Below are 14,898 nucleotides of genomic sequence, written 5' to 3' on the forward strand. Positions count from 1 at the left end.
TTCCCCTGCACTCGATGACGAGGCAGGAGGACATCCGCGTGCGCGCGCCCATGATCTCTAAGGACGCGCAATGAGCACCCCTGCCAGCCGGCATCACAAGCGCCCGCGCGGCGAAGGTCAGTGGGCTCTCGGTTACCGGGAGCCGCTGAACAAGAACGAAGAGCTGAAGAAGAACGACGACGGGCTGAACGTCCGCCAGCGGATCATCGACGTCTACTCCAAGCGGGGCTTCGACTCGATCGACCCCGCCGACCTGCGCGGGCGCATGCGCTGGTACGGCATCTACACCCAGCGCAGGCCCGGGATCGACGGCGGCAAGACCGCGATCCTGGAGCCGGAGGAGCTCGACGACCGCTACTTCATGATGCGCATCCGGATCGACGGCGGCCAGCTCGACCTGCGCCAGCTCCGGGTGATCGCCGACCTCTCCAACGAGTACGGGCGCGGCACCGCCGACGTGACCGACCGGCAGAACATCCAGCTCCACTGGATCGAGATCGAGTCGGTGCCGGACATCTGGCAGCGGCTGGAGGCCGTGGGCCTGTCGACCACGGAGGCCTGTGGCGACACCCCGCGCACGATCCTGGGCTGCCCGCTGGCCGGGATCGAGGAGGACGAGGTGCTCGACGCCACCGAGCAGATCCGCGAGATCCACGAGCGCTACATCGGCGACCCCGCCTACTCCAACCTGCCGCGCAAGTTCAAGACGGCGCTGAGCGGCTGCCCCTCCCACTGCACGGTGCACGAGATCAACGACGTGGCGTTCGTCGGCGTGGTCAACGAGCGGGGCGAGAAGGGCTACGACCTGTGGGTCGGCGGCGGCCTGTCGACCAACCCGATGCTGGGCAAGCGCCTGGGCGTGTTCGTGGCGCCGGAGCAGGCGGGCGACGTGTTCGGCGGCGTCATCGGCATCTTCCGCGACTACGGCTACCGGCGGCTGCGCCACCGGGCCCGGCTGAAGTTCCTGATGAACGACTGGGGGCCGGAGAAGTTCCGCGAGGTGCTGGAGACCGAGTACCTCAAGGAGCCGCTGCCCGACGGGCCCGCGCCCGAGCAGCCGCGCGCCAACCGCCGCGACCACGTGGGCGTCTTCCGCCAGAAGGACGGCCTGTTCTACGTCGGGTTCGCGCCCAGGGTCGGCCGGCTCAGCGGCGACCAGCTCCACCTGATCGCCGACATCGCCGAGCGTCACGGCTCCGGCCGGGTGCGCACCACGGTCGAGCAGAAGATGGTCATCCTCGACGTCGCCCCCGAGCGGGTCGACTCGCTGGTGGCCGAGCTGGAGGCCAACGACCTGCGGGTGAAGCCGTCCACGTTCCGCCGCCAGACGATGGCCTGCACCGGCATCGAGTTCTGCAAGCTGGCCATCGTCGACACCAAGAACACCGCCGACCACCTGATCGACGAGCTGGAGCGGCGCCTGCCGGAGTTCACCGAGCCGCTCACCATCAACGTCAACGGCTGCCCCAACTCCTGCGCCCGCATCCAGACGGCCGACATCGGGCTCAAGGGCCAGCTCGTCCTGGACGAGAACGGCAAGCAGGTCGAGGGCTTCCAGATCCACCTGGGCGGCTCGCTGGGCGTCAACTCCGGCTTCGGCCGCAAGGTGCGCGGGCTCAAGACCACCGCGGCGGCGCTGCCCGACTACGTGGAGCGGGTCGCGCGCCACTTCGACGAGCAGAAGAAGGAAGGCGAGACCTTCGCCGACTGGGTGCAGCGCGCCGACGAGGCCGATCTCAAATGAGCGGCCGCGCGGTCCCGTTCCACTGCCCGTACTGCGGCGACGAGGATCTGGAGCCCTACCAGGATGACGGGGGCTGGTACTGCCGCTCCTGCGCTCGTGCGTTCAAGCTGAAGTTTCTCGGAATCGGGGTCAACATATGACGCTCGCCGACATCGAAATCGATCTGCGGCAGCAGCGCGGCGTCCTCGACCTGCAGGACATCGTCGAGTCCGCCGCGGTCTTCCTGGAGGACGCCTCCGCCCGCGAGGTCATCCGCTGGGCGGCGGCCACGTTCGGGGACCGGCTGTGCCTGACCTCGTCCATGAGCGACGCGCTGCTGATCGACCTGGTGAGCCGGGTGAAGCCGGGGGTGGACGTGCTGTTCGTCGACACCGGCTACCACTTCGCCGAGACGGTCGGCACCCGCGACGCCGTGGAGCAGGTCTACGACGTCAACGTGATCAATGTGAAGCCGTCGCGCACGGTCGAGGAGCAGGATCGCGACCTCGGCCCGCGGCTGTTCGGCCGCAACCCCGACCTGTGCTGCTTCCTGCGCAAGGTGGAGCCGCTCAACCGGGCGCTGGAGCCGTACCTCGCGTGGATCAGCGGCATCCGCCGCGACGAGTCCCCCTCGCGCACCGGCACGAAGGTCGTGGAGTGGGACGCCAAGCGGCAGATGGTGAAGATCAATCCGATCGCCTCCTGGACCCAGGAGGACGTCGACAACTACATCTCCGACAACGGGGTGCTGATCAACCCGTTGCACTACGACGACTACCCCTCCATCGGGTGCGCGCCGTGCACCCGGCAGGTCCTGGAGGGAGAGGATCCGCGCAGCGGCCGCTGGGCGGGGCTGGGGAAGGTCGAATGCGGCATTCACCTGTGACCCCCGGCCGGCCGGTTCCGTTGGCAGGCGGGGCCGGCCCGAGCGTCCCACTGGTGGCGGTCGCGCACGGTTCGCGAGATCCCCGTGCCGCCGCCACCGTGGAGGCGCTGCTCGTCGAGGTGCGGCGGCTGCGCCCCTGGCTCCCGGTGCGCTCCGCCTACCTCGACCACGCCACGCCCACCCTCGGGCAGGCGCTGCACGGCCTGACCGACGCGGTGGTGCTGCCGCTGCTGCTGACCGAGGCGTACCACAGCCGGGTCGACCTGCCCGCGGCGCTGCGTGAGGCGCGCGCCCGCGAGCCTCGTCTGCGCGTCCGCTACGGCACGACCCTGGGTCCGCACCCGCTGCTGACGGCCGCCCTTGAGCGGCGCCTGGAGGAGGCGGGCGTGCCCGCCGGCGACCCGGACACCGCGGTCGTCCTGGTGTCGGCGGGCTCCAGCGACGCGCGCGCCAACGAGGTGATCGCCCGGCTCGCCCGCGCCTGGCGCCGCCCCGCCGCCGCGCCGTCCTTCGCGGCCCGCTCCTTCGCCGCCCGCCCCGGCACCACCCCCTGCGCGGCCGGGTCTCCCGAGGGGGTATGGGAGCCCGCGCAGTCTCGTGCTACAAGCTCGGGTGCCACGCGATCCCGCACCGCGGGCTCAGGTGCCGCGCAGTCCCGCACCGCGGGTTCGGGCGCGGCATGGGCGGAGGTTGTGCCGTCCCACGCCGGGCGGTTCGACGGCGGCTCTGTATGGGCCGCCACGGGGGCGGGGTGCGGGTGGTGGGCCGTGGAGGCCGCCTACGCGTCGGCGGCGGCGCCGACGCCCGCTGAGGCCGTCGCCAGGCTCAAGGAGGCGGGTGCGCCTCGGGTGGCGGTCGCGCCCTATCTGCTGGCGCCGGGCTACTTCGCCGACAAGGTGCGCCGCACCACCCTGGAGGCGGGCGCCGACGTGGTCGCCGACGTGCTCGGGCCCGCGCCGGAGCTGGCCCAGGTGCTGCTGGAACGGTACGAGTCCGCGCTGCGGTCCCCGGCAGGCGACCTCAGGACGGCCTGACCGTACGGGACGCCGATGTGCGGAGCCGTGCCCACGGACGCCGATCACTCAGGCGCGCCACCGCATACCGTACGGAACGCGCCCGGGCGCGACACCGCAGGGCCGCGGAAACGCGCCCGGGCGCGGTCAGGACCGCCTGACCGTACGAGACGCCGATGTGCGAAGCCGTGCCCACGGACGCCGATCACTCAGGCGCGCCACCACATGCCGTACGGAACGCGCCCGGGCGCGACACCGCAGGGCCATGGGAACGCGCCCGGGCGCGGTCAGGACCGCCTGACCGTACGAGACCCCGATGTGCGGAGCCGTGCCCACGGACGCCGATCACTCAGGCGCGCCACCACATGCCCTACGGAACGCGCCCGGGGCGCCGGTGCCGGGGTGGGGTCAGTAGCCGCGGCCGAGAGAGCGGTCGCCGTGGTCGTCGCCGTGGAGCTGGCGCCAGTGCTCGCGCCAGGCCGACCAGCCGCGCTTGATGGGCTTGGCCCGGGAGTCGCCGAGCACCTTCACGTCGCCCATGATCGCGTAGGCGTGGACCCGCACCATCGGCACGTTCATGCCCCGCGGCGCCTCCTGCACGTCGACCCGTTTGTCGCCCATGATGGCCATGCCGTCGAGGTCGACGTTCACACCGTCGGGGACGATGATCTTCACGTCGCCCATGACGGAGACGGCCATGATCTCCACCACGCCGGTGCGCACCTCGGCCTCGCGCAGGTCGAGCACGACGTCGCCCATCACGGCCACCGCCCCCAGCTCCTGGTCGATGCGCCAGGTGCCGCGCCGTTTGGTGTCGCCCAGGACGCCGACGAACCAGCGTCGTTTCTTGCCCTCGCGCCGCTCCGCGGGCGGCGTGAAGGCCGCGGCGGCGGGCAGGTCCTGCGTGAGCAGGGCGAGCTCGGTCTGGGTGGTGGCGGTGTAGGCGGCCTCGGTGCGGTCGGTGAGCTCGGCAAGGGTGAGCCTGCCTTCGACGGAGGCCTCGCGAAGCAGCTCGACCACGGCCTCGCGCTCGGCGTCGGAGGCGCGTACCTCCCCGGGGTCAGTCATACTCGCAACATATCGCGTTTTGACGGTGTCGCGGTCCTCCCCAAGGAGGAAATGGGGTGAACCACTATCGACACGCACCCCGTACCAGATAGTGACACGGACCCCAGCATGGTCCCGGGGCGCGCCCGGGCCAGGCTAGGGTCCGTTGTCATGCATGAGGAACAGCTCTACCGGGCCGCGCTGGACGGCGACGAGAAGACCGTCGGCGAGCTGCTCGCCGAGGGCGCCGGCCCCGACCGGCCGTACGAGGGCGACGAGGGCGGCCTGCCGCTGTGCGCGGCCGCCGCCCGCGACCGGGTGGAGGTCGCCGGGATGCTGCTGGCCGCCGGCGCCGGCGTGGACACCAGGGAGAGCGGCGGCTGGACCGCCCTGATGTGGGCCGCCACCAACGGCGCGGCGGGCACCGCGCGGGTGCTGATCGAGGCGGGCGCCGACGTCGACGCCGCCAACGAGACGGGTGACACGCCGCTCACGCTCGCCGCCCGCCGCGGCGCGCTCGGCGTGGTCCGTGAGCTGCTCGACGCCGGCGCGGACGCCGCCAAGTACGACGGCGACGGCGACACGCCGCTGGAGATCGCCGCCGACTGGGTGGGCGTGCACCTGGAGAGCGCGCTGCTCGACCAGGTCGAGCAGGAGGGCTGGACGTACGCGGTGCACCGCCAGTGGGCGGGCGACGGCACCGGGCTGGTCACGGTCACCGCCACCTCTCCCGACGGGTCGGAGACCGAGCAGGTGGCGGCGCAGCGCGGCCATGCCGCCATCGCGACCCTGCTGGAGGCGGCGGCGGGCGAGTGGGCGCCGGTCGAGCGGCTGCTGGCGCGCGCGCTCGCGCACCGCGACCTGGACGAGGACGCCGAGACGTGGTGGGCGGCGGCCGACGCGCTGGCCGCGCGGGGCGACGAGGAGACGTACGAGGCGCTGGCGCGGCTGTGCGTGAGCGAGGACGCCAGGGAGCGCGAGTTCGGCGTGGACGCGATCGCCCAGTTCGGCGTGACCGGCGACGACAAGCCCTACCTGGAGCGGACGCTGCCGCTGCTGCGGCGGATGACGGTCACCGAGTCCGGCCCGCAGGTGCTGCGTTCGGTGCTGGCGGCGCTCGGCCACCAGGGCGACCCGCGGGCGCTGCCGCTCGTGCTCGGCCTCATCACCCGCCCCGGTCACCAGCGCACCATGACCGACGCCATCGCCCTGGCCGACGTGCTGACGCCGGACCACGCCGAAGGGGTGGCGCTGCTGGTCGAGATGACCGGCGACGACGACGGCGAGGTGCGCGACTGGGCCACGGCGGGCCTGGCCGGGCTGGAGGCGGACACGCCCGGGATCCGCGACGCGCTGGCGGCCCGGCTGGACGACGAGGTGCTGCGCACGGTGGCGGAGGCGGCGCGCGGCCTGGCCAGGCGCGGCGACCCGCGCGCGGCCCGCGGCGCCGAGCGGGTCCTGGCCGAGTCCGACGACCCCGAGCTGCACGAGCTGGTCGGCGACGTCCGGAACGCCTGAGCGATCCCCGGGGCCGTCAGGGTCCTGACAGGGCCGGGGCCGTGCGCAGCACGTCGCGGGCCAGGCCCACGTCGCCGTCCAGCCGCGCGGGGAAGCGCTCAGGGTCGCCCCGGCCGCCCAGCAGGAAGCAGAACTCGACCACGCCCGCGGTGATCCGCGCGTCCGGGGGACCGGACGCGGGGGCGTCCTCGACGCCCAGCGCCACGTGCCACTCGCCGCCGCCCGCTCCGGTGAGCGTCACCAGCACGCTGCGCCCTGACCCGTCGAGCCCGGACAGCAGCATCGTCCACGGCAGCAGCCGGGCGCACAGGTCGGCCGTCGGGTGGACGTGCTCGGGGACGGGCTCCGGCAGCCGGACGCCGGCCACCCTGGCCGCGTCGTCGGTGTGGATCCAGGTTTCGAGCATCCTGGCGAGCACGTGGTCGCGGACCGGGACCGTCAGGCCGTCGACCGAGGCGGTGGTGCCGGGCGGGACCGTGGCCAGGTGGCGGCAGAGGGCGTCGGCCTGCGCCCGCCAGTCGCGGCGGGTCTGCTCGGGGCTGCGCGCCCGCTCGTACGCCTGCACGTCGGCGGTGCGGCCGAGCGCGTCGGCGGCGGCGAGTTCGGGCCCCAGGACGGGGGCGCCGACGCCGGCCGCGACCAGGCCGTCCTTGGCGGCCAGGTGGGCGACGAGCTCCTGCAGCGTCCAGCCCTCGACGATGACGCGCGACCAGTCGTCGTCCACGGCGGCGGCCAGCAGGGCGTCCATGGCGGCGACCCGGCCCGCGTAGGGCTCCGCCCACGGCGCCGTGGGAGCCGCCGGGCGGCGCCGCGCCCGGGCCCCGGCCAGCAGCTGCGGCCGCAGCGAGCCCTTCGGCTCCGCCGGCTCTTCGAGCAGCGCGTCCAGATACAGACGCTCGAGCGGCTCCATCACACCTCTTCCTCCGCCAGCGCCTCCGCCAGGCGGCGCAGCGCCAGCCGGATACGCGACTTGGCCGTGCCCTCGGGCACGCCCAGCTCCTCCCCCACCTGCCGGTAGGTCCTGCCCCCGAAGTAGGCCAGCTCGACGGCCTGGCGTAACGCGTCCGGCAGGGCCATGACGGCCTGCCGCACCCGATCGGCCTCGTCGCCGGCGAGCACCGTGTCCTCCAGCCTCTCGGGCTCCCGCTGGAAGAGCCTGGGACCGATCACGGACACGCGCCTGCGCTCCTCCGCGCGCACGTGGTCGACGGCGCGGCGGTGCGCGATCGTGGCGAGCCAGGCGCGCAGGGTGCCGCGCTCCGGGTCGTACGCCAGCGGACGCTCCCAGAAGACCAGGAAGACCTCCTGGGTGATGTCCTCGGCGATCACCCGGTCCCTCGTCACGCGCAGGGACAGGCCGAAGATCAGCGAGGCGAGCCGATCGTAGATCTCTCCGAGTGCGGCCTCGTCGCCGCCGACCACCCGCTGGTGCAGCAGGCGGTCGTCGTACGGTGCCTCCACTGGCACCACACTCCCGATGATCCGGACTAGACGGCGGGTGCGCCGCGACCCAGCATTTCATCATTCGCCGCGAAACGGCAGACGGATGTCGGCCACGGCCGCTTTCCCGCCCCGCGATAGGGTCGGAAGGTCGTCCATCAACAAGAGGGAGCACTCGCATGGCCACGACCCGCACCGCCACGACGCAGTGGAAGGGCGCGCTGCTCGACGGTTCCGGCACTGTTTCGCTCGACACCTCAGGGGTCGGGAGCTTCGAGGTGTCCTGGCCGTCCAGGGCCGAGGCCGCCAACGGCAAGACCTCGCCCGAGGAGCTCATCGCCGCGGCCCACTCCGCCTGCTTCTCCATGGCGCTCTCGCACGGGCTGGCCGGCGCGGGCACGCCGCCGGAGTCGGTGCAGACCAGCGCCGACGTCACCTTCCAGCCGGGTGAGGGCATCACCGGCATCGTGCTCACGGTCAAGGCCCACGTGCCGGGCGTCACCGCCGAGCAGTTCCAGCAGGCGGCCGAGACCGCCAAGGTCAACTGCCCGGTCAGCAAGGCCCTGACCGGCACCACGATCACGCTGAACGCCGAACTGCTGTAGCAAGACCCGATCGCATGCGACAATAAGGTCACATGCGCGACGTCTGGCCGGGCGAACCCTATCCACTCGGCGCTACCTGGGATGGCGTGGGCACCGGTTTCGCGGTGTTCTCCGAGGTGGCCGAGCGGGTCGAGCTGTGCCTGTTCCACGATGACGGCTCCGAGGAGCGCGTCGATCTGTCCGAGGTGGATGGGTTCGTCTGGCATGGTTACCTGCCCGGCATCATGCCGGGCCAGCGTTACGGTTACCGCGTGCACGGCCCCTACCAGCCCGCGCACGGCCACCGGTGCAACCCCGCCAAGCTGCTGCTCGACCCATACGCGAAGGCGGTCGACGGTGAGCTGCAGTGGAACGAGGCGGTCTTCTCCTACCACTTCACCGACCCGGCGAAGGTCAACCGGGTCGACAGCGCTCCCTTCATGCCGAAGAACGTGGTGATCAATCCGTTCTTCGAGTGGGGCAACGACCGACCGCCGCGCGTCCCGTACCACCAGACCGTGATCTACGAGACGCACGTGCGCGGGCTCACCATGCGCCATCCGGACGTGCCGGAGGAGCTGCGCGGCACGTACGCGGGGGTGGGGCATCCGGCGGTCGTCGACCACCTGCTGTCGCTGGGGGTGACGGCGATCGAGCTCATGCCGGTCCACCACTTCATGCCGGAGCACTTCCTGGTGGCGCGCGGGCTGACGAACTACTGGGGCTACAACACGATGGCCTACCTCGCCCCGCACGGCGACTACTCCAGCTCCGGCACGCGCGGCGAGCAGGTGCAGGAGTTCAAGGCCATGGTGCGGGCGCTGCACGAGGCGGGCATCGAGGTGATCCTCGACGTGGTCTACAACCACACCGCCGAGGGCGACCACATGGGGCCGACGCTCGGGTTCAGGGGCATCGACAACGCCGCCTACTACCGGCTGCACGACGCCGACCGCCGCTATTACCTGGACTACACGGGCTGCGGCAACTCGCTGAACGTGCGGTCCCCGCACGCGCTGCAGCTGATCATGGACTCGCTGCGCTACTGGGTGCTGGAGATGCACGTCGACGGGTTCCGGTTCGACCTTGCGTCGGCGCTGGCGCGCGAGCTGCACGACGTCGACCGGCTGAGCGCGTTCTTCGACCTGATCCAGCAGGATCCGGTGATCTCGCAGGTCAAGCTGATCGCCGAGCCGTGGGACGTCGGGCCCGGCGGCTACCAGGTGGGCAACTTCCCGCCGCTGTGGACGGAGTGGAACGGCAAGTACCGCGACACGGTCCGCGACTTCTGGCGGGGCACGCACTCGGCGCTGCCGGACTTCGCCTCGCGGCTGACGGGCTCGGCCGACCTCTACGAGACGTCGGGGCGGCGGCCGGTGGCCTCGATCAACTTCGTGACGTGCCACGACGGGTTCACGCTCACCGATCTCGTCTCGTACAACCGCAAGCACAACGAGGCCAACGGCGAGGACAACCGCGACGGCACCGACGACAACCGGTCGTGGAACTGCGGCGCCGAGGGGCCGGTGGAGGATCCGGCGATCGTGCGGCTGCGCCACCGGCAGCGGCGCAACTTCCTGGCCACGTTGTTCCTGTCGCAGGGCGTGCCGATGCTGTCCCACGGCGACGAGCTCGGCCGCACGCAGCGAGGCAACAACAACGCCTACTGCCAGGACAACGAGATCGCCTGGGTCGACTGGTCGGCGCTGCGCACGGAGGCGCAGCTGCTGGAGTTCGTGCGCAAGCTGGCGAAGCTGCGCAGCAGGCACCCGGTGTTCCAGCGGCGGCGGTTCTTCCACGGCCGTCACCCCGAGAACGGCGAGCGCGACCTGGTGTGGCTGACGCCCGGGGGCGCCGAGATGACGGCGGCCGACTGGCACGTCGGCTACGCCAAGTCGCTGATGGTCTATCTGAACGGTGACGCGATCACCGAGCCCGGGCCCCGCGGCGAGCGGATCTCCGACGACTCGTTCCTGCTGCTGATCAACGCCCATCACGAGGACATGGCCTTCACGCTGCCCGGCGAGACGTTCGGGGCGGGCTGGCTGCTGGAGCTCGACACCGCCGACGACAGCTCTGAGGGGCTGTTCGGCGACGAGCGGTGGCGGGCGGGCGACGTGGTGGCGGTGACGTCGCGTTCGATGCAGGTGCTGCGCAGGCCGCGAGAGTGACTTGTCGGAGGCGTGTGCCAAGGTAGAGGGGTGCGCCGCATCCATCCCGACATAAAAGACGATCCGGACATCGTGCAGGCCTACGCCTACCCGGAGGGCAGGCCCTGGCTGCGCCTCAACATGGTGGCCAGCGCCGACGGCGCGGCCTGGGACAAGGGGTTGTCCGGAGGGCTGTCCGGCAAGGCCGACAAGCGGGTGTTCGGGGTGCTGCGCGGGCTGGCCGACGTGGTCCTGGTGGGCGCCGCGACCGTGCGGGCCGAGGGCTACGGGCCGGTCAGGCCGCGGGAGTCCTGGCGCGAGCTGCGCGCGGGGCGGCCGGCGGCCGCGCCGCTCGCCATCGTCAGCCGCGGCCTCGACCTCGACTTCGGCGCGCCGCTGTTCCGCGAGGCGGTGAGCCCGACCCTGGTGATCACCTGCGAGAGCGCGCCCGCCGACCGGCGCGAGGCGGCGGCCGAGGCCGGCGAGGTGATCGTGGCCGGCGGCGAGCGGGTCGACCTGGCCGGCGCGGTGGCCGCGCTGCACGCGCGCGGGCTGACCCGGGTGCTGTGCGAGGGCGGGCCGCGGCTCAACGCCCAGCTCGCGGCCGCCGGGCTGGTCGACGAGCTGTGCCTGTCGGTGAGCCCGCTGCTGCTGGGCGGGGACGCGGCGCGGATCCTCGACGGTGAGCCGTCGCGGGAGCGGCTCCGGCTGGGCCAGGTGCTGGAGGAGGAGGGCGTCCTCTTCTGCCGCTACACGAGGGAGATGTGACCATGAGCGAGCCGACGACGCCCAGGCCGGCGCGGAAGCCCAAGGAGCCGGAGCCGATCCCCGATCTCGACCTGCCGGTCAGGCCGCCGGTGGGGCCGATGCTGGCCAAGCCGGTCAAGGCGATGCCGAAGCAGGACGGCACCCTGTTCTACGAGCCGAAGTGGGACGGGTTCCGGTGCATCGTGTTCCGCGACCGCGACGAGGTCTATCTCGGCAGCCGCAACGAGCGGCCGTTCACCCGCTACTTCCCCGAGCTCGTCGAGGCCGTCAAGGCGGAGCTGCCCGAGCGGTGCGTCGTCGACGGTGAGATCGTGCTGCCGCGCGGCTCGGAGCTCGACTTCGAGGCGCTGCAGCAGCGCATCCACCCCGCGGCCTCGCGGGTCAAGATGCTGTCGGAGCAGACCCCGGCCTCGTTCGTCGCCTTCGACCTGCTGGCCGTCGGCGACGAGGCGCTGATGGACGCGCCGTTCGCCGACCGGCGGGCCCGCCTGGAGGAGCTGTTCCCCCAGAAGGGCCGGTCGGTGCGGCTCACCCCGGTGACCAAGAGCGACGAGCAGGCCGGCGAGTGGTTCGAGATGTTCGAGGGCGCCGGGCTCGACGGCATCATCGTCAAGCCGGGCGACCAGCCCTACACCCCCGACAAGCGGGTGATGTTCAAGGTCAAGCACGAACGCACCGCCGACGTGGTGATCGCCGGCTACCGCGAGCACAAGACGGGGCCGATCGTGGGCTCCATCCTGCTCGGCCTCTACGGCGACGACGGCAGGCTCCACCACGTGGGGGTGGCGGCCTCGTTCCCGATGGCGCGCCGGGCCGAGCTGGTGGAGGAGCTCAAGCCGTACCTCGCCGAGCTGGGCGAGCACCCGTGGGGCCACTGGGCCGAGCAGGCGCAGGCCAACCTGGGCCGGCCGGCCGCCACGCCCGCCACGGGGGGCCAGCGGGTGCCGGGGGCGATCTCGCGCTGGAACGCCAAGAAGGACCTGTCGTTCATCCCGCTGCGGCCGGAGCTGGTGATCGAGGTCGCCTACGACCAGATGGAGGGCGACCGGTTCCGCCACACCGCGCAGTGGCGGCGCTGGCGGCCCGACCGCACGCCGGAGTCGTGCACGTACGAGCAGCTCGAACGGCCGGTCTCGTACAACCTCGACGACATCCTTGCCCGCTGACCCTGACCATCGTCTATATATCGCTGTATGAGCAGCAGTGAAGAACTGAAGGCGGCCCTCGCCGCCCGCCGTGATCTCGGCCCCGACTTCGAGGAAGCCATCGCGGCGTCGTTCCTCGACAAGGTGGGGCAGGAGGTCGACCGGCGGGTCGACGAACGTCTCCGGGCCGCTCCCGCCAGGCGACGGCCCGGCCCGACCGACGGCCAGCGGCTCGCGCTCGCCATCGTCTCGCTGGCGCTCGGCACGGGGGCCACGATCGCGCTCGCCGCGCTCGGCGCGCTCAACCCCGCGCTCCTGGTGATCTGGCTGGGCATCGTCGCGGTCAACTTCGTCTTCAACCGCCCCGGCGCCTGACCCGGACGGCTCGCCCTGAGGTCGCCCTCGCCCGTTTCCGCTTCCTTCGTCATGTCCGGCGAACGTCCTCATGACGCCCTGGCCCGGTCCATCCAGGCGCATGAGGATGAAGATCGCACCGAGTGACTCCGCTCCGTACAGGGCGGAGAGCAAACCGAAGGGAGCAAGACGATGATGCGCAAGAGGACCGTCACGACCCTGTTCGCGGGCCTCGTGACCGCGGTCGGACTGTGCCTGGCACTCCCCGGGAACGCCGGCGCGGCGTCGCAGGACTGCGAGGCGCCGGCGCAGCTCTCAGGGGTCTCCGCCCCGTTCGTGTGGTGGTGCGAGGGCTATTACATGACCTGGCAGGAGTGCCGCGACACCGGGGTGGCCTACGTCGGCGCCCAGGGCGCGAAGGCGTGGGCGTGCGATGAGGTGGGCCCCGCGAGCTATCCATGGAGACTCCGCATCCTGGACTGAACGCATGCCGGCCCGGCGTCCGGGCTTCCGTCCACGCGTCAACGGATTCGCCAAGGCTGAACCGCTGTGTGACCAGCGATCCCGGCATCCATGGACTGGAGACCAGATCTTCGCGGGGCTAGGCGAGCCAGATGAGTCCCGCGAAGCGGCCGGCGTCCCGGCGGCGGTAGGAGTAGAGTTCGCCGGACTCGATGGTGCAGCGGGCGTCGTGGCGTACGTCGGGCACGCCCGCGTCGCGGAGCTGCGCCTCGATGCCGGCGCGCAGGTCGAGCGCGGGGGTGTCCCAGGAGGTGGTGGAACGGGCGGGCGGCACCTTCGCGGCCACCCGGTCGCGGAGCTCGGCGGGCACCTCGTAGCAGCGCCCGCACGCCCCGGGCCCGACGAACGCCACCATCCGCCCCGGCTCGGCGCCCTTGGCCGCCATGGCCTCGACCAGCGCAGTGGAGATCCCCGCTTCCGTGCCGGGCCGCCCGGAATGCGCGGCACCGGCCATGCGCGCCACCGGATCGGCCACCAGCACCGCCGGGCAGTCGGCGCCCAGGGACGCCAGCGCCAGCCGCGGCTCCGTGGTGAACACCGCGTCGACCGGCGGCGGGTCGTCGCCGAACGGCTCGCTCACGTACGCGACCCCGGCGCCGTGGACCTGCCTCATGAACACGATCGCCCGCACGCCCAGCTCGGCCGCGACGCCGGCGCGGTTGGCGCGCACGGCGGCGGGGTCGTCGCCGGTCAGGCCGCCGAGGTTGCGCGTCGCGTACGGCGGCGCGCTGACGCCGCCATGGCGGTCGGTGACGGCGACGTGCACGCCGGGGGCCAGTTCCATGCCCCGATCCTATGACCGCCCCGGACGGCGGGCGGCGGTGGCGGCGAAAGGGCGTCATGATCGACAAAGGGCCGATAGATTTCCCCCCATGAGCGAGGAGATCAACGAGGGCGCGGCCCGGTCGCGGGCGTCGGTGCTGCGCAGCCGCGCCGAGTCGTACATCGCGCTGGGGCGGCACGACGCGGCGATCGCGGACCTGACCGAGTCGATCGCCCTCGTGCCGGACAACGCGCGCGCCTGGCGGCTGCGCGGCGAGAGCCACCGGCTCATCGAGCGGTACGAGGCCGCGATCTCCGACTTCGACGAGGCGCTGCGGATGGAGCCCGACAGCGCGTACGCGCTGGGCTCGCGCGGCCAGGCGTACGCGGCGCTCGACCGCCACGAGGATGCCATGGCGGACTTCGAGCACGCGCTGACCCTGTCACCGGACTCGCTGTGGATCCTGGAGGCCAGGGCGGACGCGCTCGCGGACCTGGACCGGCTGGACGAGGCGCTGGCCGAGCATGCCAAGATCATCGAGCTGGACGGCAGCCTGGCGCACTCCTGGGTGTCCAGGGGCGACCTCTACCAGCGGCTGGGCCTCTACTCCGAAGCCATCGCCGACTACACCAGCGCCCTGGAGATCGACCCCGACCTCGTGCGCGCCCTGAGCCGGCGCGGGGAGGCGCTGCGCATGATCGACCAGTACGAGGACGCGCTGGCTGACCTGAACCGGGCCGTCGAGCTGGCTCCCGACCACGACCGCGCGCTCGGCAGCCGCGGCGCGGTGCTGAGCGAGCTGGGCGACAACGAGGCCGCGCTGAAGGACCTCGACCGGGCGATCGAGCTGGACGCCGAGTACGTGTGGGCCTACCGGGTGCGCGGCGAGATCTTCCAGGAGGAGGACCGCCACGAGGAGGCGATCGCCGACTTCACCCACGCCCTGCGGCTGGAGTTCGGCGACTGAGGACCCGTGTGCTGTGGC

General features: G+C 72.3%; 16 protein-coding genes. 12 read left to right on the plus strand and 4 right to left on the minus strand.

What is annotated here, in order from left to right; translation table 11 throughout:
* Positions 1-70: 70 nt before the first annotated feature.
* Genes ACIBF7_RS17555 through ACIBF7_RS17570 form a run of 4 tightly spaced genes read left to right on the plus strand, consistent with a single transcriptional unit; the run spans position 71 to position 3,643 of the window.
* Complete coding sequence (locus tag ACIBF7_RS17555; RefSeq protein WP_219543214.1) at positions 71-1,744, plus strand: nitrite/sulfite reductase; 1,674 nt, start codon at positions 71-73, stop codon at positions 1,742-1,744.
* Positions 1,741-1,884, plus strand: coding sequence for an Insertion element protein (locus tag ACIBF7_RS17560; protein WP_148030414.1), 144 nt, complete (start codon positions 1,741-1,743; stop codon positions 1,882-1,884). The genes ACIBF7_RS17555 and ACIBF7_RS17560 overlap by 4 nt, the downstream gene beginning before the upstream one ends.
* Entirely contained in the window at positions 1,881-2,609 is a 729-nt protein-coding gene (locus ACIBF7_RS17565; RefSeq protein WP_364229898.1) for a phosphoadenylyl-sulfate reductase, read from the plus strand. Before ACIBF7_RS17560 ends, ACIBF7_RS17565 begins: the two co-directional genes overlap by 4 nt.
* Before the next feature lie 53 nt (positions 2,610-2,662).
* Entirely contained in the window at positions 2,663-3,643 is a 981-nt protein-coding gene (locus ACIBF7_RS17570; RefSeq protein WP_397197571.1) for a sirohydrochlorin chelatase, read from the plus strand.
* A 387-nt stretch (positions 3,644-4,030) separates the two neighbouring features.
* Here ACIBF7_RS17570 and ACIBF7_RS17575 read toward each other — a convergent pair whose 3' ends face one another.
* The gene (locus tag ACIBF7_RS17575) at positions 4,031-4,690 is read right to left on the minus strand and encodes a DUF1707 domain-containing protein (RefSeq protein WP_271280046.1); all 660 of its coding nucleotides are present in this window, start codon (positions 4,688-4,690) and stop codon (positions 4,031-4,033) included.
* Between the two features lie 150 nt (positions 4,691-4,840).
* Here ACIBF7_RS17575 and ACIBF7_RS17580 point away from each other — a divergent pair, with 150 nt between their 5' ends.
* On the plus strand, positions 4,841-6,187 hold the full coding sequence (locus ACIBF7_RS17580) for an ankyrin repeat domain-containing protein (protein ID WP_271280045.1): 1,347 nt from the start codon (positions 4,841-4,843) through the stop codon (positions 6,185-6,187).
* Between the two features lie 16 nt (positions 6,188-6,203).
* Here the strand turns inward: ACIBF7_RS17580 and ACIBF7_RS17585 are convergent, their stop codons facing one another.
* Both ACIBF7_RS17585 and ACIBF7_RS17590 read right to left on the minus strand, forming a co-directional pair.
* The gene (locus tag ACIBF7_RS17585) at positions 6,204-7,097 is read right to left on the minus strand and encodes a maleylpyruvate isomerase family mycothiol-dependent enzyme (protein ID WP_148030411.1); all 894 of its coding nucleotides are present in this window, start codon (positions 7,095-7,097) and stop codon (positions 6,204-6,206) included.
* A complete protein-coding gene (locus tag ACIBF7_RS17590; protein ID WP_219543210.1) occupies positions 7,097-7,657 on the minus strand; it encodes a sigma-70 family RNA polymerase sigma factor in 561 nt (186 codons plus the stop codon). Before ACIBF7_RS17590 ends, ACIBF7_RS17585 begins: the two co-directional genes overlap by 1 nt.
* Before the next feature lie 149 nt (positions 7,658-7,806).
* Between ACIBF7_RS17590 and ACIBF7_RS17595 the strand changes: the two genes are divergently transcribed.
* The 6 genes from ACIBF7_RS17595 to ACIBF7_RS17620 all read left to right on the plus strand — a co-directional run bounded on the left by ACIBF7_RS17595 (position 7,807) and on the right by ACIBF7_RS17620 (position 13,111).
* The gene (locus tag ACIBF7_RS17595) at positions 7,807-8,232 is read left to right on the plus strand and encodes an OsmC family peroxiredoxin (RefSeq protein WP_148030409.1); all 426 of its coding nucleotides are present in this window, start codon (positions 7,807-7,809) and stop codon (positions 8,230-8,232) included.
* 32 nt (positions 8,233-8,264) lie between these two features.
* Positions 8,265-10,382 carry a glycogen debranching protein GlgX gene (gene glgX / locus ACIBF7_RS17600; protein ID WP_397197572.1) on the plus strand — a complete coding sequence of 706 codons (2,118 nt, stop codon included), beginning with the start codon at positions 8,265-8,267 and terminating at the stop codon, positions 10,380-10,382.
* Positions 10,383-10,412: 30 nt separating this feature from the next.
* On the plus strand, positions 10,413-11,129 hold the full coding sequence (locus tag ACIBF7_RS17605; protein WP_219543208.1) for a pyrimidine reductase family protein: 717 nt from the start codon (positions 10,413-10,415) through the stop codon (positions 11,127-11,129).
* A gap of 2 nt (positions 11,130-11,131) precedes the next feature.
* On the plus strand, positions 11,132-12,295 hold the full coding sequence (locus tag ACIBF7_RS17610; protein WP_271276787.1) for an ATP-dependent DNA ligase: 1,164 nt from the start codon (positions 11,132-11,134) through the stop codon (positions 12,293-12,295).
* A gap of 27 nt (positions 12,296-12,322) precedes the next feature.
* Positions 12,323-12,649 (plus strand): hypothetical protein, encoded by a 327-nt coding sequence (locus tag ACIBF7_RS17615; protein ID WP_148030405.1) that lies wholly within the window; start codon positions 12,323-12,325, stop codon positions 12,647-12,649.
* A gap of 171 nt (positions 12,650-12,820) precedes the next feature.
* Complete coding sequence (locus ACIBF7_RS17620; RefSeq protein ID WP_271276786.1) at positions 12,821-13,111, plus strand: hypothetical protein; 291 nt, start codon at positions 12,821-12,823, stop codon at positions 13,109-13,111.
* A 118-nt stretch (positions 13,112-13,229) separates the two neighbouring features.
* Here the strand turns inward: ACIBF7_RS17620 and pgeF are convergent, their stop codons facing one another.
* Positions 13,230-13,934, minus strand: coding sequence for a peptidoglycan editing factor PgeF (pgeF, locus tag ACIBF7_RS17625; RefSeq protein ID WP_271276785.1), 705 nt, complete (start codon positions 13,932-13,934; stop codon positions 13,230-13,232).
* Between the two features lie 88 nt (positions 13,935-14,022).
* On the opposite strand from pgeF, the gene ACIBF7_RS17630 reads away from it, so the two are divergent.
* Entirely contained in the window at positions 14,023-14,880 is an 858-nt protein-coding gene (locus ACIBF7_RS17630) for a tetratricopeptide repeat protein (RefSeq protein WP_397197573.1), read from the plus strand.
* The last annotated feature ends 18 nt before the right edge of the window (positions 14,881-14,898 follow it).

Source organism: Nonomuraea sp. NPDC050478, assembly GCF_044458265.1.
Taxonomy (GTDB): Bacteria; Actinomycetota; Actinomycetes; order Streptosporangiales; family Streptosporangiaceae; genus Nonomuraea; species Nonomuraea ferruginea.